The 19,131-nt window shown below is 70.1% G+C and carries 14 protein-coding genes and 2 tRNA genes; 12 read left to right on the top strand and 4 right to left on the bottom strand.

Going from position 1 to position 19,131, the window contains the following annotated elements; all coding sequences use genetic code 11:
* Positions 1-9: 9 nt before the first annotated feature.
* From FBT69_10575 to FBT69_10520, 12 genes are all read left to right on the top strand, one after another.
* On the top strand, positions 10-1,749 hold the full coding sequence (locus FBT69_10575) for an LptF/LptG family permease (protein ID MDL1905236.1): 1,740 nt from the start codon (positions 10-12) through the stop codon (positions 1,747-1,749).
* A complete protein-coding gene (locus FBT69_10570) occupies positions 1,497-3,437 on the top strand; it encodes a hypothetical protein (GenBank protein ID MDL1905235.1) in 1,941 nt (646 codons plus the stop codon). Before FBT69_10575 ends, FBT69_10570 begins: the two co-directional genes overlap by 253 nt.
* Positions 3,434-4,132, top strand: coding sequence for a phosphatase PAP2 family protein (locus FBT69_10565; GenBank protein MDL1905234.1), 699 nt, complete (start codon positions 3,434-3,436; stop codon positions 4,130-4,132). The genes FBT69_10570 and FBT69_10565 overlap by 4 nt, the downstream gene beginning before the upstream one ends.
* Positions 4,129-5,268 (top strand): LptF/LptG family permease, encoded by a 1,140-nt coding sequence (locus FBT69_10560; GenBank protein MDL1905233.1) that lies wholly within the window; start codon positions 4,129-4,131, stop codon positions 5,266-5,268. Before FBT69_10565 ends, FBT69_10560 begins: the two co-directional genes overlap by 4 nt.
* Before the next feature lie 71 nt (positions 5,269-5,339).
* Positions 5,340-6,125 carry a DUF1559 domain-containing protein gene (locus FBT69_10555; protein ID MDL1905232.1) on the top strand — a complete coding sequence of 262 codons (786 nt, stop codon included), beginning with the start codon at positions 5,340-5,342 and terminating at the stop codon, positions 6,123-6,125.
* A gap of 95 nt (positions 6,126-6,220) precedes the next feature.
* Positions 6,221-6,292 (top strand) — tRNA-Thr (locus tag FBT69_10550).
* Positions 6,293-6,460: 168 nt separating this feature from the next.
* Positions 6,461-7,678 carry an elongation factor Tu gene (tuf, locus tag FBT69_10545; GenBank protein MDL1905231.1) on the top strand — a complete coding sequence of 406 codons (1,218 nt, stop codon included), beginning with the start codon at positions 6,461-6,463 and terminating at the stop codon, positions 7,676-7,678.
* Positions 7,679-7,830: 152 nt separating this feature from the next.
* On the top strand, positions 7,831-8,013 hold the full coding sequence (gene rpmG / locus FBT69_10540; protein MDL1905230.1) for a 50S ribosomal protein L33: 183 nt from the start codon (positions 7,831-7,833) through the stop codon (positions 8,011-8,013).
* Between the two features lie 74 nt (positions 8,014-8,087).
* Positions 8,088-8,160: transfer RNA gene (locus FBT69_10535), tRNA-Trp, on the top strand.
* 53 nt (positions 8,161-8,213) lie between these two features.
* Positions 8,214-8,888, top strand: a complete 675-nt coding sequence (gene secE, locus FBT69_10530) for a preprotein translocase subunit SecE (GenBank protein MDL1905229.1) — start codon at positions 8,214-8,216, stop codon at positions 8,886-8,888.
* Positions 8,889-8,942: 54 nt separating this feature from the next.
* Positions 8,943-9,608: a transcription termination/antitermination factor NusG gene (nusG, locus tag FBT69_10525; protein ID MDL1905228.1), complete on the top strand. Its 666-nt coding sequence runs from the start codon at positions 8,943-8,945 to the stop codon at positions 9,606-9,608.
* A 302-nt stretch (positions 9,609-9,910) separates the two neighbouring features.
* Positions 9,911-14,812 carry a hypothetical protein gene (locus tag FBT69_10520; GenBank protein MDL1905227.1) on the top strand — a complete coding sequence of 1,634 codons (4,902 nt, stop codon included), beginning with the start codon at positions 9,911-9,913 and terminating at the stop codon, positions 14,810-14,812.
* A gap of 136 nt (positions 14,813-14,948) precedes the next feature.
* On the opposite strand, the gene FBT69_10515 is transcribed toward FBT69_10520, so the two are convergent.
* The 4 genes from FBT69_10515 to FBT69_10500 form a co-directional block, all read right to left on the bottom strand.
* Entirely contained in the window at positions 14,949-15,467 is a 519-nt protein-coding gene (locus FBT69_10515; protein ID MDL1905226.1) for a DUF1579 domain-containing protein, read from the bottom strand.
* A gap of 3 nt (positions 15,468-15,470) precedes the next feature.
* Positions 15,471-16,121, bottom strand: coding sequence for a DUF1579 domain-containing protein (locus FBT69_10510; protein MDL1905225.1), 651 nt, complete (start codon positions 16,119-16,121; stop codon positions 15,471-15,473).
* Between the two features lie 189 nt (positions 16,122-16,310).
* Positions 16,311-17,498: a 3,4-dihydroxy-2-butanone-4-phosphate synthase gene (ribB, locus tag FBT69_10505; GenBank protein ID MDL1905224.1), complete on the bottom strand. Its 1,188-nt coding sequence runs from the start codon at positions 17,496-17,498 to the stop codon at positions 16,311-16,313.
* Between the two features lie 426 nt (positions 17,499-17,924).
* Positions 17,925-19,115 (bottom strand): phospho-N-acetylmuramoyl-pentapeptide-transferase, encoded by a 1,191-nt coding sequence (locus tag FBT69_10500; GenBank protein MDL1905223.1) that lies wholly within the window; start codon positions 19,113-19,115, stop codon positions 17,925-17,927.
* Positions 19,116-19,131 lie beyond the last annotated feature (16 nt).

The raw sequence follows: 19,131 nt of genomic DNA, 5'->3' as shown, positions 1-19,131 counted from the left end.
GTGCGCGTGATGCGTCTGACCATGATCCGAACCGCCCCCTGGACGCTCTGGCGGCACACGACGGCGGAGTTGTGGCGGCTGCTCCTGCTCACCACGGCGGTACTGGTGACGGTGATCTCGTTCGCCGCGGCGGTGAAGCCGCTGGCGGACGGGAAGCTGGGACCGGCGGAGGCGATCCGGTTCGTGCTGCTGGCGATGCCGCCGATGCTGGCGTACGCGCTGCCGTTCGCGTCGGGGTTCGCGGCGACGCTCGCGTTCCACCGGATGGCGCAGGACAACGAGGTGCTGGCGGCGCACGCGGGGGGGGTGAGCCACGGGCGCGTGCTCGCGCCCGCGGTGGCGTCGGGGCTGGTCCTGGCGGGCGTGCTGCTGCTGCTCAACGAGTGGGTGATCCCGCACTTCCTGCGTTCGATGGAGCAGGTCGTCCGTCAGGACGTAACGAAACTGATGGTGCGGTCGTTCGAGCGGGGACAGTCGGTCGAGATCGGGTCGCTGATGATCCATGCGGACACGGTGGTGCAGGTCGATCCGAAGGCGGACCCGAGGCTTGCGGAGATGGGAGCGACGCAGTACCTCGTGCTCGGGGGCGTGGTGTTTCTGGACATCGACCGGTTCGGCGACGTCCGCGACGAGGCGGTGGTGCGGCGGGCGCCGATCGTCGTCGTCCCGGACGAGGACGAGCACGGGCGCAGGCAGAGCCTGGCGTGGGTGCGGCCGGAGCAGGGGTCGGGGGTTCGGCGCGACGAAACGCTGATCCTGTTCGAGCAGCTGCGCCCGTTCAGTTTCGTGGTGCCCAGCGCGTTCGAGGACGACCCGAAGTTCCTGACCTTCGGTGAACTTCGGCGTCTTCGCAACGAGCCTGACCGGATGAGTTTCATCCGCACGCGGACGCGCGACTTGGCGTACCACCTGGCCGAGCGGGCGACGACGGACGCGATCAACGACTCGCTGGTGTCGCAGGGGCGGGTTCGGCTCGAGCGGGCGAACGGCGAGCCGATCGTGGTGCGTGCGGCTGGGATCGCGTGGGATCACCCCGAGCGGGCGTGGAGGCTGATCCCCGCGCGCGATGGCGCGCCGGTCGCCGTCGAGGTGTGGCGGCTCGGTCCTGGCGGAGAACCGGGCGGGGGGGGGGTGACGGAGATCGTGGCGGAGCAGGCGTGGCTGGCGACGCACATGGGCGGACCTCGGCTCGAGGACCGCGACCTGACGCTGCGGCTGACGCTGCGCGGCTTCGCGGCGCGCGGGGCGGGCGCGGAGCCGGGAACGATGGGCGAGGCGCCCGGCGGGCAGTTGGCGGAGCGCGTGCTGGACAACATCCGGCCCGGTCAGAACCCGCTGCCCTCGCTGCTGGCGCTGGACGCGCCGCGCCTGCTCGCGATGGCCGGGCCGAGGGTGACGGGCGAGCGCGCGGACCCGTTCCTGCTCCCGCCGACGCGGGAGTTGAAGCGTCGGCTTGAGCACCTGGACCGCGAGATCACGAGCAAGCAGCACGAGCGCTGGGCGATGGCGACGAGTTGCTTCGTGATGGTCATCACCGGGGCGGTGACGGCGGTGAGGCTGCGTTCGAGTCTGCCGCTGACGGTGTACCTCTGGAGTTTCTTCCCCGCGCTCGGGGCGGTGCTGACGATCAGCGGGGGGCAGTCGCTGGTGCACAACACGGGCGCGCCGGGCCTGCTGATGCTGTGGGGCGGGGTCGGAGGGCTGACGGCGTACACGCTCGTGGCGTACCGAGGGCTGAGGAAGCACTAGTGTCGGATGCAGCGTCCACAGCAGGGGTTCGCACGTTCGCGCCGTGGGCGAGCGGGTGGCGTGCGACGCTGCTGCTCGTGCTGAGCGTCACCGCGCTGCGGATCGTGTATCTCGTCTGGCTCTGCCCGTACACGCTGATCGAGGACGAGGCGCACTACTGGGAGTGGAGCCGACGGCTGGCGCTGTCGTACTACTCGAAGGGGCCGGGGGTGGCGTGGCTGATCGCGGCCTCGACGCGGCTCTTCGGCGATTCGGAATGGGCGGTGCGGCTGCCGGCGGCGCTCGCGTCGGGTGCGTCCGCGCTCTGCGTGGCGGGGCTGGCACGCGACGCCTGCCGGGACGGACGCGCGGGGTTCTTCGCCGCGGGCGTGTTCCTGCTGATGCCGGTGTTCCAGGTCGTCGGGCTGCTGATGACGATCGACGGGCCGATGGTGGCGTGCTGGGCGGCGGCGTGCTGGGCGGGGTGGCGCGCGATCGAGCGCGGGTCGGGTCCGGCGTGGGTTGCCCTCGGCGCCGTGCTCGCGGTCGGTTTTCTGTTCAAGTATGTCGTCGTCCTGCTCGTGCCGGGGCTTGCGTGGTACACGCTGATCCGGCGCGGTTCATCGCGTCCGAGAGCGGGGTGGGGGTGGGTAGCGGCGGGCGTCAGCGTGGGGCTGCTGGGCGTCGCGCCGGTCGCGGCGTGGAACGCGGCGCACGGGTGGCCGACCGTGCATCATCTGCTCGGGCATCTCGGGCTGCCCGGGGGCGACGTCGCGCCCACGCAGGCGGAGGGGGGGGGCTGGCGTTACAACCCGAAATGGACTCTCGAGTTCCTGGGCGGGCAGATCGCGCTGGCCGGCGCGCCGCTCCTGCTCGGCGTCTACAGCGCGGTCGTGGCGATCCGGCGGCGGAGCGAGCCGGCGTGGCCGGGGCGGGCGTTCCTGATCGTCTGCGGCGCGCCGGTGCTGGCGATCTACGTGGCGGTGTCCTTCCTGACCGAACCCGAGGGGAACTGGCCGATGGCGGGCTACGTGACGATGGCGGCCCTCTGCGGGTGGGGCGTCGTGGACGCGATGGACGACGTGCTGCGCCGGCGCACGGCGTGGGGCGCGCTGCCCCGCGGTGAGCGTCCTTGGGCTGGGATCGTGCGTCGAAAGCCGGAGTCGCACCGGCAGATCGCTTGGGACGTCTCGGTCGTGCTGGGGCTGGTGATCGGGCTGGGGGCGTTGCGGATCGACCTGCTGTCGAAGGCGCCCCTCGTCGGGTGGATGTTCCCCCAGGGTCGGATGGGGGGAGCGGACGAGCGCGCGGCGGACGCGGCCCAGCGTCTCGACGCGCTGCGCGAGCGCACGGGGGTTGAGCCGTTCGTGATCGCGCAGCAGTACGGTCGCGCGAGCCAGATGGCGTTCTACCTGCCGGGCCGGCCGACGGTGTACTGCGCGAGCAGCCTGACCGAAGGCCGGGCGACGCAGTACGACCATTGGCCCGAGACGGACCTGCGCAACCCGGAAGTGGAGCGAGCGCTGCTCGGGAGGCCCGCGCTGTTGACGGGGGCGACGATCGAACAGTGGCGGCCTGCGTTCGAGCGGGTGGAGCCGGGGCCTCAGCTGCGCGGGGAGAGCAAGGCAGGAAGGCTCGTGTTCGTGGGGATCGGATACCGTGGGTTCGGCGCGGCGGCGCGGCAGGGGACGGAGGAGGGCGAGCGGTGATCCATCGCACGGTGGCCGAGCGGCAGATGCGGCGTTCGCGGGCCATGACGGCCGGCGCGCTGGCGCTGCTCGGTCTGCTCGCGGTCTCGTTGCTCGACCGGGCCGTGTACGACGCGATCACGTGGCCGCCGGAGCGGAGGGCGGCCGGGGAACTCGAAGACTGGTACCAGATGCTGCGCACGGCGGGCTACCTGCCGGCATGGCTGTCGGTCGGGGCTGCGATCGTGCTCCTGGGACGAGAGGGGGGGGATGACCGTGCCGCGGCACGTCGGGCGGCGACGGTCGTGCTCGGCGCGCTGACGGCAGGCCTCGTGGCCGAGGCGGTGAAGATGCTCGTCGGGCGCGAGCGCCCGGAGGTGTCGGGCGTGGACGGGGCGTGGCAGGGGTACGTCTTCCGCGCGCCCTTCGGGGCGTTCATCGATTCGTCGAACCTCGGGTTTCCCAGCTCGCACGCGGCGACGGCGTTCGGGGGGGCGTTCGCGCTGGCGGCCGCGTACCCCCCCCTTCGATGGCTCGCGCTCGTGCTGGCGTGCGGGTGCGGGCTGACACGGGTGCTCTCCGGGGCACACTTCGCGTCGGACGTCTACGGCGGGGCCGCGCTTGGCTGGGTCGCGTCGCGGTGGTGGTGGCGGGGGTTGTCCGGACGGTGGGGGTGGGGCGGCTCCGCGCTGCCGCGCTGGGAGCGGGTGGGATGAGGCTGCTGGATCGGTACATCGCGCGGCAGTTCCTCGTGAACGTGGTCGTGCTGTTCGTGCTGCTGTTCAGTTTCGTGGTGGCGATCGACGTCTCGCTGAATGTGCACAGGTTCATCGCGAACGCGACGAAACTGGCGCAGTCGGGGAGCGACGCGCAGCCTTCGGGCGCACGGGTGGCCGTGGTGACCGCGTTCCTGGTGGCGGACCTCTGGTGGCCCCGTCTGCTGCAGCTGTTCAACTTCATGCTCGGCCTGGTGATGGTCGCCGCGATGGGCTTCACGCTCACGCAACTGGTGCGACACCGGGAACTGGTCGCGATGCTGGCCAGCGGGCTGAGCCTGCGGCGTGTGGCCGCGCCGATCCTTGCGGTCGCGCTCGTGATGACCGGCGTGCAGGCGCTGAACCAGGAGTTCGCGCTGCCGCGCATCGCGCCGCTGCTGGCTCGAGACACGGGGCAGGCCGGGCAGCACGCCATGGGGGCGTCGCGCGTGCCGCTGGTCGCGGACACGCTCGGGCGGGTGTGGTACGCGAGGGCGTTCGACGCGGACACGGGAGTGCTGGAGGACGTCTACGTCTGGGAGCGCGACACGCAGGGCATGGCGATCCGCCGGATTCACGCGGAGCGGGCGCGATGGCGGGCCGGCGGCTGGGACCTGGACGGCGGGATCGCCGAGTCGCGGACGAACAAGGCCGAGCAGCCCGTGCGGGTGGAGCGGATCGAGACGAACCTGGACCCGACGGAGTTGCGGGTCCGTCGGCACGACGCCTATCGGCACGCGCTGAGCTGGCGCCAACTCGGGCAGATGCTCCGCGTGCTCGACCGGCTGGACCGAGACGCTCCCGAGGTGCGAGCGAGGCGGGAACAGATCCAGCGCGAGCGGTGGGGCCGGGTGTCGATCATGGCGTCGAACGTGCTCGCGTTGCTGATCGCTCTGCCGTTTTTTCTTGTTCGCACGCCCGGTAACATGGTCGCTCGGACGCTGCGGTGTGCGCCCGTGGCGATCGTGGCGTTGCTCGGGGGAATACTGGGTGCGTCCGCGCCGGTGCCCGGGTTGCCGGCAGCCGTGGGGGTGTTCGTCCCGACGGTGGTGCTCGGCCTGGTTGCCGTGGCGTCGCTCTCGACGATCCGGACATAAGGCGGTGCAGCTCAAATCGCGGAGGTTCCCTCGGGGCGGGACGCTGTTGCGAGGGAGCGCGGCCCGCTAAGATGGAACGCACAGGAGGTTCCCGAGTGGTGCAGGGTCGTCACCGTTCGCGGCGCGGGTTCTCCGTGGTCGAGCTGATCATCAGCCTCGCGATCGTCGCGATCCTGGTCGGCCTGCTGCTGCCGCTGCTCGGGCACACGCGCAGCATCGCGCACGAGGCGGTGTGCGCGAACAACCTGCGACAGATCGGGCTGGGGTGGCATGCCTACTTCCAGGAACACGAACAGTTTCCACGCCACACGGACGAGCCGGACTGGCAGTACGGCGGGGTGCGGTTTCTCGGCGGCGGGGAGCTGGCCGTGCTGGACGCGGAGAGGCCCATCAATCCCTACATGGCGGGAGAGGCGCACGCAGAGAGCGGGCGCGTGGCGAGAACGTTCGCCTGCCCGGCGGACGTGGGCATCTATCTGAAGGGGCCTCGCAACGCACCGAAGCAGTCGGTTCTGGACGATCGGACGTGCTTCGAGGCGTTCGGGACGTCGTACCGGGCGAACACGTTCCTGCTGGACTCGACGCGGGCGGGGATCGACGATCTGGCACGCCCGCTGAAGGTCGCGGAGGTGACCGCCCAGCCGAGCCGGTTGCTGCTCGTTGCGGACCCCATCTGGTACATCGCGTCCGGGGCCGAGGGTCCGAAGCAGGGTGTGCTGGATGCGTCGTGGCACTCGGAGCCGTCGGGGGGGAACATGGCGGCGTTCGACGGTTCGATCCGGTTCGTGGTCTTCGGGCCTGGGCCGAGCGACCGGTACGAGTTGATGCCGAGGCCTGAACTGGCGGACGGGGACTGAGGCGGGCGGTTCCGGGGCGTGGCTGGGCCGGTTGACCGTCTGGGGGCTCCGGGTATCATCCGTGCTCGCTCGGTGGCCAGCTGGGCGGCGATTGTGCCGCTGTAGCTCAGTGGTAGAGCGCACCCTTGGTAAGGGTGAGGTCATGGGTTCAAATCCCATCAGCGGCTTGTCCTGCTGAACCGGGCGTAGTGTGGTAGGGGCCGCGAGGTGGGGCGGCCGGGACGGGCGGGCCTGTATTCCCGCGGAGGATCGAGCGTACAACCCCTGGGCGGTGGCCCAGCCGGCCGGCGGGATCGTCGCCGGGAGACAACCGGAACCTGTGGAGGTAGTCGGACATGGCCAAGGGCACCTTCGAGCGCACCAAACCGCACGTCAACGTGGGCACGATCGGGCACATCGACCACGGGAAGTCGACGCTGACAGCCGCGATGTCGGCCCGCTCCGCCGTCAAGTTCGGCGGGCAGGTGAAGACCTACGCGGAAATCACCAAGGGCGGCACGGTCCGCGACGCGAACAAGACCGTCACAATCCATTCGTCGCACACGGAGTACGAGACGGCGAACCGCCACTACGCGCACGTGGACTGCCCCGGCCACGCCGACTTCGTGAAGAACATGATCACCGGCGCGGCCCAGATGGACGGGGCGATCCTCGTCGTCTCCGCCGCGGATGGTCCCATGCCGCAGACCCGCGAGCACGTGCTCCTCGCCCGTCAGGTCGGCGTGCCCTACATCGTGGTGTTCCTGAACAAGGTGGACCTCGTTGACGACCCCGAACTGCTGGAACTGGTCGAGATGGAGGTCCGCGACCTGCTGAACAAGTACGACTTCCCGGGCGACAAGACGCCGATTATCCGCGGCAACGCGAAGGCCGCAGTCGAGAACCCGCGTGACGACACGGCCGGGAAGTGCATCGACGAGCTCTTCGAGGCGATCGACAGCTACATCCCCGAGCCCGCCCGCGAGGTGGACAAGCCCTTCCTGATGTCGGTCGAGGACGTGTTCTCGATCAAGGGCCGCGGCACGGTGGCGACGGGGCGCATCGAGCGCGGCGTCATCAAGGTCGGCGACGCGTGCGAGATCGTCGGCTTGCAGCGCGAGAACCGCAACTCGGTCGTGACCGGCGTCGAAATGTTCAACAAGACGCTCGACCAGGGGCAGGCTGGCGACAACGTCGGCGTGCTGCTGCGCGGCGTTGAGAAGAACGATATCGAGCGCGGGCAGGTCATCTGCAAGCCCGGCTCGATCAAGCCGCACACCAAGTTCAAGGGCCAGGTCTACGTGCTGACGAAGGAGGAAGGCGGGCGTCACACGCCGTTCTTCCCGGGCTACAAGCCGCAGTTCTACTTCCGCACGACGGACGTTACGGGCGGGGTGCTCGAGCTGCAGGGCGAGGGCGGGAAGAAGGCCGAGATGTGCATGCCCGGCGACAACGTCACCATGGTCATCGACCTGGGCGACAAGCCCGTCGCCATGGAGCCGGGGCTGCGCTTCGCCGTCCGCGAGGGCGGCCGGACCATCGGCTCCGGCACCGTCACCGAGATCTTGGAGTGACCGACTCCCCCGCTCGGGCGGGGGTCCATCACGCCCCGGATCGGCGCCGAGCCGAGGGGCAGGCCTAGAATCGGCGCGGCCCGTCGGGAGATCCCCGGCGGGCCGCTTTGACGACCGGGGTAGATGCCCCGAACGGAAAGGACCGCTCGACCATGGCCAAGAAGAAAGCGGTGGCACGCGAGTACGTCTGGCTGCAGTGCACCGAGTGCGGCGACCTGAACTACCGCACGAGCGTCAACACCAAGGGCGGCCTGCCCGAGAAGTTGAAGGAGGGCCTGCGCAAGTACAGCCCACGACTTCGCAAGCACACGACACACAAGATCAAGCGGAAGTAGAGAGGCATTTGGCATCGAGCACTGGGAGCCAGGTTGCTTCTGCCCTCCCTGATGCCTGATGCCTGGTGATTGATACGCCAATAGCTCAATTGGTAGAGCAGCGGATTCCAAATCCGCAGGTTGGGGGTTCGAGTCCCTCTTGGCGTGCTTGGGATGGAAACGACACGACGGCGGGCGCGGGCCTGCCGGTGGGGCCGAGCATGGCGATCGGGATCTACAAGCCGGGGCAGGGGTACTGGGTCCGCGTGCTGACGGCCGTTGGTGCGGGCGTGCTGCTGCTCGCGTGCGCGGCATGGGTGTGGAGTCAGGCCGCGCTCATCAAGATTCCGGCCGGCGCGTGGCGCTACACCCTCGGGCCGACGCAGGGGGCGACCGCTGCCGGAGCGCGGCTCGACGCGCTGGCGATCGACCCGGTGACGGCGCAGCGGGCCTCGTTCGGCGAGGCGGTGGTGCGTTCGATCGATCGGCTCGAGGCGGGCGGGACGCTTATCGTCGAGCCGCCCGTGCTGCGCGACGGGACCAGCCCGGCGGCCATCATCGCGTTCCGGGGCGACGGCGGGTTCGAGGCGTCGATCGCGAGCGTCTCGGCCGTGCCCCTGTTCGAGCAGTTGTACCTCCAGGCCGGGATGGTGGCGGTGGTGCTGCTGGTCGGCATGTGGCTGATCTACCGGTTTACGGCCCGCAGCCCGCGCGCGGTCGAGTTCCTGATCGCGACCGACGGCGAGATGAAGAAGGTGAACTGGTCCACCCGGCGCGAGGTCATCGGCTCGACGTGGGTGGTGATCGTCGCCTGCGTCCTGATCGCCGGGTTCCTGTACGTGGTGGATCAGGCCTTCGCCGCGTTCTTCGACGCGGTCGGCGTGCTTGAGCGCTGACCGACGCTTCGCTCCAACCCTCCACCGCCGCGCCCGCGGCCGGGAGACCGCACCATGTCCGAGCACGAGCGCACGACCGCCGAGCAGACGACCGCCCCAGCCTTCGACGGCCGCCCGAACGAGAAGGCGGACCTGATCCCCGAGGAGGAGCCTGTCCGTCACGAGGGGATGGACTGGTTCGTACTGCGCGTGGCTTCGAACAAGGAGAACTCGGTCCGCGAGACACTGCTCCGCAAGGTGCAGATCGAGGGGATGACGAACCTCGTGAAGCGCATCCTCGTGCCGACCGAGAAAACCAAGACGATCAAGGGCGGGAAGCAGAAGATCACGGAGACGAAACTCTACCCGGGGTACGTGTTCGTGGAGATGCGGCTGGAGCCGGACGGGCGCATCCCGCAGGACGTCTTCTTCCTCATCAAGGAGACGACGGGGGTGGGGGACTTCGTGGGCACGGCCGGTCGGCCGACGCCGATGAAGGAGCACGAGATCGAGAAGATGCTCCGCGACTCGCGCAAGCCGGACGAGGAGCCGACGGTCAAGCTGACGTTCGAGAAGGGCGAGCACGTGCTGATCAAGGAAGGGCCGTTCCAGTCCTACGAAGGGACGATCGACGAACTCTTCCCGGACAAGGGCATGGTGCGCGTGCTGGTGACGATCTTCGGCCGCCAGGCGCCGATCGACCTCGAAGAGTGGCAGATCGCCAAGGCGGACGACCGGTAGCGTTCAGCGCCGGCACGCTCAGACCTGACCCTCGGGTTCCTTCTGATCGACGGCAGCAGCGATGCTCATGGGCAAGCGCGAGGCGCGTGCTTCGTATCACGCCACGACGGTTCCGTACAACACCCGGACGCTGGGGGTCATCGCGGGCAGCCGGCCGGGGGTCGGGTCGGTACCCTTTCACGGGGTTCGAGCGCGGAGGGTGAGGGGCCATGGCGAAGGCAACGGCGGGTGCTGGATCCAGCGGGGCAACCGGGAGAGGCAGCGGTGGTGGCGCGGGCAAGCCGCGGCGGCGGAGGCGCGTAGTGCGCGTCCTGATCGTGGTGGCGGCGCTTGTGGTCGTTCTGCTTGCGGTGGGGCCGATGATCGCAGGGCCGATCGTGCGGGCGCGGGTGGAGCGTGCGGCATCCGGGGCGATCGCGGGGCGGGTCGAGATCGGGCAGGTCTCGCTGTCGTGGTTCGGCTCGCAGCGCGTCGAGCGCCTGCGGCTGGTGGACCCCGAGGGCGGCGAGGTCGCGGTGCTGGATGCGCGGGTTGAGCGCGGGCTGCTCGGTCTGGCGACAAACTGGCGCGATGCGGGGCGGGTGGTGGTGTCGGGGCACGCGACGGTGGTGCGGCGGGCGGACGGCTCGACGAACGTGGAGCGGGCGACCGCGCCTGCGACGCCCGCCCCCCCCTCGGTGCCGAGCACGGAGCCGGTCGTGCTGCCGGCGGGGTTGCGGGCCGCGCTGGCGGTGGAGGGCGTGTCGGTAACGGTGGTGGACGAATCGCTGCCGGAGCGGACGGGGGGAACGATCGCGGCCGCGGCGATCCGAGACCTGCGCGGGAGCGCGAGCGTCGAAGTCGGCAGGCCGTGGACGCTGGAGTTGACGGCCCGCACGCAGACCGGGGCAAGCGCGGCGACGCTGACCGACGGCGGGAACCTGAAGATCACGGCTCGGGTTGACGGGCTGACGGATGCGGCCGGGAAGGTGGACGCGGAAAACGCGAACGGGTCGCTGGCATGGGAGGTAACGCTGCCGGGCGTGGAGACGGGCGGCGAGATCGCACTGGAGGGGGGGGTGGCGCGAACGGTGAGGCCGGCGACCCTGAGCGCGGATGCGCAGGCGCTGGCGGCGATGTTCCCCATGCTCGCGGCGGCGTTCGAGGCAGACGAGTCGGTGGCGTTCACGCGGCTGCCGACGGTGCGGGTCGAGGCGGAGGTCGCCGCCCTGCCGGTGCCGCTGGGGGGGGGGCCGCCGGACCTTCGGCGGGCCTCGGCGACGCTGCTGCTGGCGACGAGCGCGGTGGAGGGGACCGCGCTGCTGCCGGCCTCGCCGCGAAAGCCCTTCGCGGTCGAGCCGATGGAGGTGCGCATCGACGCGACGGACCTGGCGTCGGGCGTGCGCGTGGGGGGGGGGACGAAGGCGACGATCGGCGGCGAGCCGGCGGGCGAGTTGCGGATCGTGCTGTCGGCTTCGGGGCTGCTGGATGATGCGGGCGCGCCGCGGGCGGGGCTGCCGGGTCGGGTGGAGGGGTCGGTCGATCTGACGGGGTTTGCTACGCCGATCCTGCAACCGTTCGCGGAGATGGTGGAGGCGTCGTTGCCCGCGGGCGCGGCGATCGACCTTGGCACAGACCTCGGGCCGACGGTGGACGTTTCGGTGCGCGCCGAGGCGATGCCGGGTGCGGACCCGTCAGCGTCGGCAGGCGCGGTGACGGCGGCGGTGCGCTCGGCGAACGTGGAGGTTGACGCCGCGCTGGCGTACGACGGCGAAACGGTCTCGACTCGTGGCGATGGCGTGCGCGTGCTGGTGCGTTCGGCCGCGCCCGCGCTGGATCGCCTGCTGTCGGCGCGCGGCGTGTCGGTGTCGGAGGGCGCACGGGTGGAGATTCGCGTGCCGTCGGCGTCGGCGCGGGTGGCGGGATTGGCGTCGCCGGACGGGCCGGACCTGCGCGGGGTGTCGGCGATAGTCGAAGTGGACGTGGGCGAGACGCGGGCGCAGTGGCAGCCTGGTCCGAGCGAGCCGTCGCGGCGTGTTGAACTCGCGCCGCTCGCATTGCGCGTCGGCGCGGCCAACCCGGATTCGCCGACGGTGGACCTGCGAGCGTCTGCGAAGGTGGACGGTGAGTCGGCGGGCGTGGTGGAGGTCGGGGTGCGAGGAGGGGGGCTGCTGGACACCGCGGGCCGCCCCGGCATGCCGCGCACGGTGGACGGTCGCGTGAGCGTGCGAGACGTTTCGTCGTCGCTGGTGCAGTCGTTCCTCGCCGATGCGCTGACCGCGGCGGGTCTGAACCTGCCCGACGATCTGGGGCCGACTGTGTCGCTGCTGGCGGTGGCGGCGACGACGTTCGATGACTCGGGAGCGCCGGCGGCGGACCTGGACCTGACGGTGCGATCGCGGCACGCGGACGTGACCGCGCCGCTGCGGTGGGCGGACAACGAACTCTCGAACCGGGAGGAGGGCGTGGTCATCGCGCTGCGCCGCCCGGGGCCGGTCCTGCGGAGGTTGGTGCCCGCGGAGACACGAGTTCGCGTCGGAACAACCGGGTGGGCGCGAGCGGTGGTGAGCGATCTTCGCGTGCCGTTCGACGCGGAGTCGATGATGCCGGTGGTGCATCGCTCGCGGTTCGAGGCGACGGTGACGGCGGGCGAGTTGTCGGCGACGTACGACCCGCTGCCGCCGGGCGTGACGCCGCGGGTGCAGCCGGTGCCGCTGGGTCTGAGCGAGTTGCGGGCGAAGATGAAGGCGGCGCCGGAGGGCGCGCCGCGCGTGGAGCTGGACGCGACGATGACGCACCGCGACAAGCCGTTCACGGCGCAGGCGAGGGCGACGCTGGACGGTCTGATCCGCGATCCGGGGGCCGGCGGGTCGGTGATGGACTCCATCGATGCGGCGGGGGTGAAGCCCGCCGGGACGATCGCGTTGGTCGGCGTGCCGGTCGCGCTGGTGGAGGTGCTGCCGCCGGAGTTGCGGCGCGTGGGCGAGCGGCAGGCGGACACGCTGACGATTGCCCGCGAGATCGCGGGTGAAACGATCGACGTGCACGCGGAGGTGAAGCCAGCAGACGACACGACGGGGATCGACGCCCGCGTGGCGTACGCGGAGGGGAACGCAACGCTGGCGGGCCGGTACTCGCCGTCGGCGGTCGCGCTCGAACGGGCGGTCGTGGCGGCGAAAGTCAAGCCGAGGGCCGCGGAACTGCTCATCGATGCGTTCGCGCCCGATCCCGCGTCGCTGCCGCGGTTGTCGAACGTGGCGGACCTTCACCTGAGCGTGGGCGGCCTGACGATCGCGCTTGCCCCGGACGGCTCGCCGGACTGGGAACGCACCCAGGGCAAGGCGGCGGTCGAGGTGCGCGGTCTCATTCCCATGCGAGGCGTGACCGTGCCGATGGGCGAAGGAAGCCCCCCCCTTCGCGTAGACCACATGCGGATCGACAATATGCGCATCACGCTCGACCTGCCGGCGGGCGCTCTGGGCGACCGCGGCGGCGTGGCGGAGGCCAACGTTGTCCTCCGCGGCTTCCTGACAGCCGAGGGCGTGCTGTTCACGCTCGCCGGCAAGGGCGCCGCGCCCGTCAAGGCACGCGCGCTCGCCGGGCCGGCGCAGGCCTCGTTCACGCTCGACCAGGTCAAGACCTCCTGGGTGGACAAGGTGCTCGATCGCCCGGGACTGCTCGCCGGTGCGCTCGGACCGACGGCGCGCATCGACGCCTCCGCCACGCTGCGCTCGCTCGCCGGCGCTCCCGGCTCGGGTACGTCCGCACAGCCGGACATGTTCTCGCTGGCGATCGTCTCGGAGCGAGTGAACACGGCCGCGCCGATCTCGGTCGCTCTGCACGCGGACCGGATGGAACTGTCCGCGCCCGCCGAGGTGCGGGCGATGATCCATCCCGAGTGGGGAAACAGGTGGGTGTTTGCTCCACCGCCGGACGGACGCCCGCGCTCTCTGGCCTTTGCGGCTCCCACGCCTGCGGTCGTGCGCCTCGAACGGCTCGTGGTTCCGCTCGGCGAGGGGACGGGGCCGCTGCGAGCGCCGACGTTCAACGTGCAGGCGAGCGCTGCGCTGCCGGACACGTCGCTGGTAACGGACGAGGGCGTGGCGTTGAAGATCGGCGGGGTCGCGCTGGACGTTCGGCGCGGGTCCAACCCGAGTGAGCTGGCGTTCACGATGGACGTGCCGCGTTGGACGCTGGGCGACCGGCCCGAGGTGCGCCCCACGAAGAGCCGGATCGCCGGAACGATCGCGCGGTTCGCGGACGAGGCGGGGAACCCGTCGTTCGAGACGGCGGTGGTGAACGTCGAGGCGGGGATCGAGCCGATCCCGACGGAACTGCTGGACGGGCTGGCGAATCAGGGCGGGCTGCTGGTCGATGCCCTGGGCGAGCGAGTGAACTTCTCGGCTTCGGCGCAGAACCTGTCCAAGAACGCGGGAATGCTGCGGGCGTCGGCAGGTTCGCCGAACGCGAACGCGACGGTGCAGGGGCGAATGGCGAACGGCGTCTTCGTCGTCGATCCCGCGAGCAACGCGACGGTCTCGCGGGTGACGACGGACCTGACGGACCGGTTCCGTGCGGCGATCCCGATCGTGTCGCGCTTCGAGAAGACCGAGCGAGACGAGCCGCTGCGAGTGACGCTGGACTCACCGGTCGTGGTGCCGATCGACGGGACGTTCGACGCGCTGAACGGTGACCTGACGCTGGACCTGGGCACCGCGAGTTTCGCGACGAGCGACATGTTCTCGAAGGTGCTGCGCGTGGTGCAGCAGCGCGACGCGGGGCAGGTGGGACGCCGGATGCCCGCGATCAAGTTCCACATGCGGGACGGGGTGGTGACGTTCGACCGTTACCCGCTGCCGCTGGGTGAGTTCACGGTGCACACGGAGGGCGTGATCAACCTGAGCAGCCGGCGTGTGAAGATCCGCTCGGGTTCGGACCGCGACGCGAAGAACTTCCTCGAGCCCGGGCACATGGAGGTGCTGACGGTGGTGCCGGCGGGGGCGGTGGCGCTGGAGACGCTGGATGTCCTGGGCAGCGGGCTGCTGAACCTGCCCGGGAGGGTGCTGCCGGGGCTGAACACGCTGACGAACGTGCCGTTTCGGACGCGCGGGCCGATCGCGGACCCGAAGACGGACGTGGCGGTGGACCTGATCGGGAACCAGTTGATCAACAACCTCAGCCGGCCGGACAAGCTGTTCGAGAACATCGGGGGCGGGCTGAGGTAGAGCGAACTCAAGCGGAGGCGCAGAGGCGCGGAGAGGAAAGAAAAAGGGGCACGGGCATGATGGCTGTGCCCCCTTTGCTCCTCCAGGACGTTCCTGCTTCTCTCCGCGCGCTTCGGGCCTCCGCGCGAGGACGCACTCAGCGCTTTCGCGCGTACTCGATGTGCATGCTCTTGGCCCACTGGCCGTCGGGGGTTTCGAAGAGCATCTCCATGGAGTGGTGGTCGGCGTCGCGCAGGCGGATGACGGACTTCTTGCGCATGGGCGCGCCGGTTTCCGGGTTGGTCATGGAGCCGAGCATGGTCCAGGTCTTGCCGTCAGGCTCGCGCCGTCCCTGCTCGGTCATCATGAAGGTGCAGGCAGTGTCGATCCAGACGCCCTCGTAGCGTTTGTCAACAGTGTTGTAGCCCCAGAAGCCCTTGCCGGCGAAGTTCCCGAAGGGGCCGGGCGTGGGGTCGCCGGCGTAGTCCTGGGCGAGGAACTTGCCGCCGAGGGCGAGCGAGTTGGTCATCGTGCCGGTGGTGATCATCGGATCGCCCGGCCCCATCCACATCTTGACCTCGGCGCGGAACGTTCCGACGAAGGGCTTGAAGGACTCGTGGTGCTCGCACAGCATGTTCATCCCGGCGGAGATGTCATGCTTTGTCGTCTCGTCCAAGGCTCACCTCTCCCTCGTATAGGTGATGACGCCGGTGACGTGCCACTCGCCCGGGTTCTGCGGGTCCGGCTCGAGGAACTCGAGGACGTGGCGGTCCTTGCTCTCGATCTTCCAGACGTTGCGCATGGGGGACTCGCCCATGGGCGATTCGGCAACGCCCTCGATCGTGATCGTCGTGCCGGCCTCGTCGGCTTGGCCGGTCTGGATCCACGCGGCCGTGCTCATGGTGTCGAACCAGACGGAGACGTACTCACGCTTCAGGTTGTCGTAGCCCAGGAAGCCGATGCCCTCGAACGGCTCGCCCATGAAGGTCATCTTGTAGTGCGAGCGGAGGAAGCGGCCCCCGAGAACGACGTCGTACTCGCATCGGCCGTGCTCGACCGTCGGCTCCGGGCCGCCCATCCAGAACTTGGCCTCGGCCTTCCAGGCGCCCGCGAGTTGCGCGAGTTGCTCGTGAGGCTTGCCGGGCGTGGCGAGTTTCTTCATGGCCTCCATCATCTGGGCCATGTCGATCTCTTCCGGCTGCGAGACCGCGCGCATGGTTGCGGCCCCGGGTGCCTGCCTGCCCGCGAATCCGACACCCAGCCCAGCAGCGACTGCGATGCCCGCCGCGCACAACGCCACCACGCCCGTTCTTCCAAAACAGCAGCCCATGTCGATCTCCTTGTGTGGGTTCCATGCCCGCCGGCACCGACCCCGGGCCGTGCGACTTTCGGCGCAGCATGATTTGTTCGGTTTGTAGACGGGGCAGTCCCCGAAGTCAAGGTGGTCCCAATGGGCAAAGAGAGACAGGGCCTTCAAGGCTCTCCACCCCTCCGGGACGAAGCCCTCCTTGTGGGCGAGTCAGGGCCGGTCGGGTCGGGCGGGCGCCAAGTCGTGAGCGTTAGTCGAGGGGCGGACGGGGACGCGTTCGACGACTTCGAGACCAAAGGCATCGAGTCCAGGCCAGTCGGTGCCGTGGTTGGTGATGAGCCGGAGTCGGCTGAGTCCGAGGTCGCGGAGGATTTGGCTGCCGGTGCCGATCTCACGGGCGTGGAGGGGGACGGTCTCGGTACCGGGGCGGGTAAGGTCGGGGGTTTCTTCGGGTCCGGTGGGTCTGCGGATGGCTTGGAGTCGCTGTGCGAGGCCGTCGCCAACGCCCTCGGGGCGAAGGTAGACGACCGCACCCCGGCCTTCGCGCTGGATGAGGCGCATGGCGCCGCGGAGGGTGTCGCCGGTGGGACCTTCGGGGGAGGAGGTGGGGTCGCCGAAGACGTCGCCGAGGAGGTGGCGGCGGTGTACGCGGACGAGCGTCGGCTCGGCGATGGGAACGGGTCTGCCCGAGGCGTCGAGCGTGCCGACGCCGCCCGCCGCGAGGACGACGTGGGGCACTGCATCCACGAGGCTCTCGTAAGCGATGAGCGTGAACTCGCCTTCGCTGGTGCGGATCGGCGAGCCGCCGCGCGGCTCCATTCTGCGGACGAGTGATTCGCGCGCGAGGCGATGCTCGATGATCTGTGCGACGGAGCACATCTTGAGGTTGTGGCGGGCGGAGAAGGCTTGCAGGTCGGAGAGGCGTGCCATCTCGCCGTCATCGCGCATGATCTCGATGATGACGGCCGAAGGGTGCAGCCCGGCGAGCCGGCAGAGGTCGATGCTGCCCTCGGTCTGGCCGGTGCGGACGAGCACGCCGCCGGCGCGGGAGCGGAGGGGGTTGATGTGGCCGGGGCGGACGAAGTCGTCCGGGCGCGAGGCGGGGTCGATGGCGAGGCGGATGGTGCGGGCGCGTTCGCGTGCGGAGACGCCGGTGGTGAAGCCGTGCTTGGGATGGCCGTCGATGGAGACGGTGAAGGGCGTGCCGCGGACGGAGGTATTGACGGGGGATTGGGCGGTGAGTTCGAGGCGGTCGCAGTCGTGCTCGGTGAGGGAGAGACAGAGGTAGCCCCTGGCCTCTCTGAGCATGAAGGTGATGGCCTCGGTGGAGACGAACTGGGCGGGAAGGACGAGGTCGCCCTCGTTCTCGCGGTCCTCGTCGTCGGTGAGGACGATCATGCGTCCGGCGCGGAGTTCGTCGAGGATTTCGGGGATGGGGCTGAACACGGGGGATGGTAGGGCGGGGCTGGTTCGAACGAGCTAGCATGATCGTGTACGCGGTTCGCCCTGGGCGAGCGGCGTCGCACAGGCCGAGGCACGCCGCAGCGAGTCGCACGGCGAGGCACAGCCCGGGCCGTCCACCCCATGCCCTCACAATCCGGTTCCGTCTCTCCGGCGCCCCCGAGGGGTGCGCCGAACGCCGGTGCGCCCGCGTCGCGCACCGGCCGGGTCTCAAACACGCGCGGGTGCCTGACGGTGCTCGTCGGGGTCTCCGTGTTGGGGCTGATCGCGTTCGTCGTGACCTGGGCGGCCATGCTGATGACGCGAGCGCTGGGCCTCTGACGCCGGCTGCGTTTCGGGTCCGCGGTGGTCGCGGCTCGCGTGTCATCGCACCTTGATGGATGCGAGCGCGATCACAGTGAGCACGGCGGTGACGATCCAGAACCGGACGACGACCTGCTGCTCGGTCCAGCCGCCCAGGTGGAGGTGGTGGTGGTAGGGGGCGACGCGGAAGAAGCGTTTGCCGTTGGGGTGGCCGCCGGTGAGCTTGAAGCAACCGACTTGGATGACGACGGACCCGATCTCGGCGAGGCAGACGCCGCACATGAGCAGGACAACGAACTCCTGCCGTGTGGCGACGGCGAGGAACCCGATCATGCCGCCGAGGCAGAGCGCACCGGTGTCGCCCATGAAGACCTGGGCGGGCGAGCAGTTGAACCAGAGGAACCCGAGGCACGCGCCCGCGAGCGCGCCCGCGACGACGGCCAGTTCCGCCGTGCCGGGGACATAGGGGACGAGCAGCGTCTGCGCCCAGCTCTGCGTGCCGGCGATGAGGGCGAGGGCGAGCGAGCCGAGCGCGACGACGCCGCTGATGCCCGCGGCCAGGCCGTCCATGCCGTCGGTGATGTTCACGGCGTTGCTCATGCCGGCGACCATGAGCGTGGCGACGAGAACGTATGCCGGCATGGTGAGGACGATGAGCGAGGAGGAGAGTTCGCGCGTCGGCGTGCCGGTGTCGTAGGTCTTCTGGAAGGGGAGGTTGACGGTGTGGGCGGCCTCGACGGGCGCGCCGGTGGTGCCCGCCGCGTAGGCGAAGTAGCCCACGACGAGGCCGCAGCCGAGTTGAAAGACCAGTTTTTCCCAGGCGTAGAGGCCCTGCCTGCTCTTGACGCCGCGGCGCGAGGCGGTGAGTTTGAGCCAGTCGTCCACGCCGCCGAGAGTGGCCATCCAGACCATGACGACGACAGCGAGTTGGACCCAGCGTGTGGAAACGTCGGCGAGGAGGAGCGTGACGACGAGGGCCGCGCCGACGATGAGCAGGCCGCCCATGGTCGGCGTGTTGGCCTTGCCCGCGCTCACGGTGCGCAGGGCGTCCGCATCGGTCATGCCCGGATCGCCGATCTTGAGACGCAGGAGCGCGGCGATGACGCGGCGGCCGAGAAGCAGGACGATGGCAAAGGCGAGGCCGGCGCCGGCGAGCGCGCGGAACTGCACCTGATCGAGCAGGCCGAAGACGCCGTAGAGGCCCAGGTCGTCCAGCCAGCCGCGGAGTGCGTCGAAGATGAGGTAGAGCATCCGGGCGGTTTCCTGG

This window comes from Synechococcales cyanobacterium CNB, from assembly GCA_030263455.1.
Lineage (GTDB): Bacteria > Planctomycetota > Phycisphaerae > Phycisphaerales > UBA1924 > CAADGN01.
The sequence above is the reverse complement of the archived record's forward strand: the minus strand, read 5'-3'. Positions and strand labels throughout refer to the sequence as shown.

Excerpts from the sequence above, each read along its gene's own strand:
- FBT69_10560 (MDL1905233.1), top strand. The coding sequence starts at position 4,129 with ATGAGGCTGCTGGATCGGTACATCGCGCGGCAGTTCCTCGTGAACGTG.
- ribB (MDL1905224.1), bottom strand. The coding sequence starts at position 17,498 with ATGATCGTCCTCACCGACGACGAGGACCGCGAGAACGAGGGCGACCTC.
- FBT69_10510 (MDL1905225.1), bottom strand. The coding sequence starts at position 16,121 with ATGGGCTGCTGTTTTGGAAGAACGGGCGTGGTGGCGTTGTGCGCGGCG.
- tuf (MDL1905231.1), top strand. The coding sequence starts at position 6,461 with ATGGCCAAGGGCACCTTCGAGCGCACCAAACCGCACGTCAACGTGGGC.
- secE (MDL1905229.1), top strand. The coding sequence starts at position 8,214 with ATGGCGATCGGGATCTACAAGCCGGGGCAGGGGTACTGGGTCCGCGTG.
- FBT69_10575 (MDL1905236.1), top strand. The coding sequence starts at position 10 with ATGCGTCTGACCATGATCCGAACCGCCCCCTGGACGCTCTGGCGGCAC.
- FBT69_10500 (MDL1905223.1), bottom strand. The coding sequence starts at position 19,115 with ATGCTCTACCTCATCTTCGACGCACTCCGCGGCTGGCTGGACGACCTG.
- rpmG (MDL1905230.1), top strand. The coding sequence starts at position 7,831 with ATGGCCAAGAAGAAAGCGGTGGCACGCGAGTACGTCTGGCTGCAGTGC.
- nusG (MDL1905228.1), top strand. The coding sequence starts at position 8,943 with ATGTCCGAGCACGAGCGCACGACCGCCGAGCAGACGACCGCCCCAGCC.
- FBT69_10555 (MDL1905232.1), top strand. The coding sequence starts at position 5,340 with ATGGAACGCACAGGAGGTTCCCGAGTGGTGCAGGGTCGTCACCGTTCG.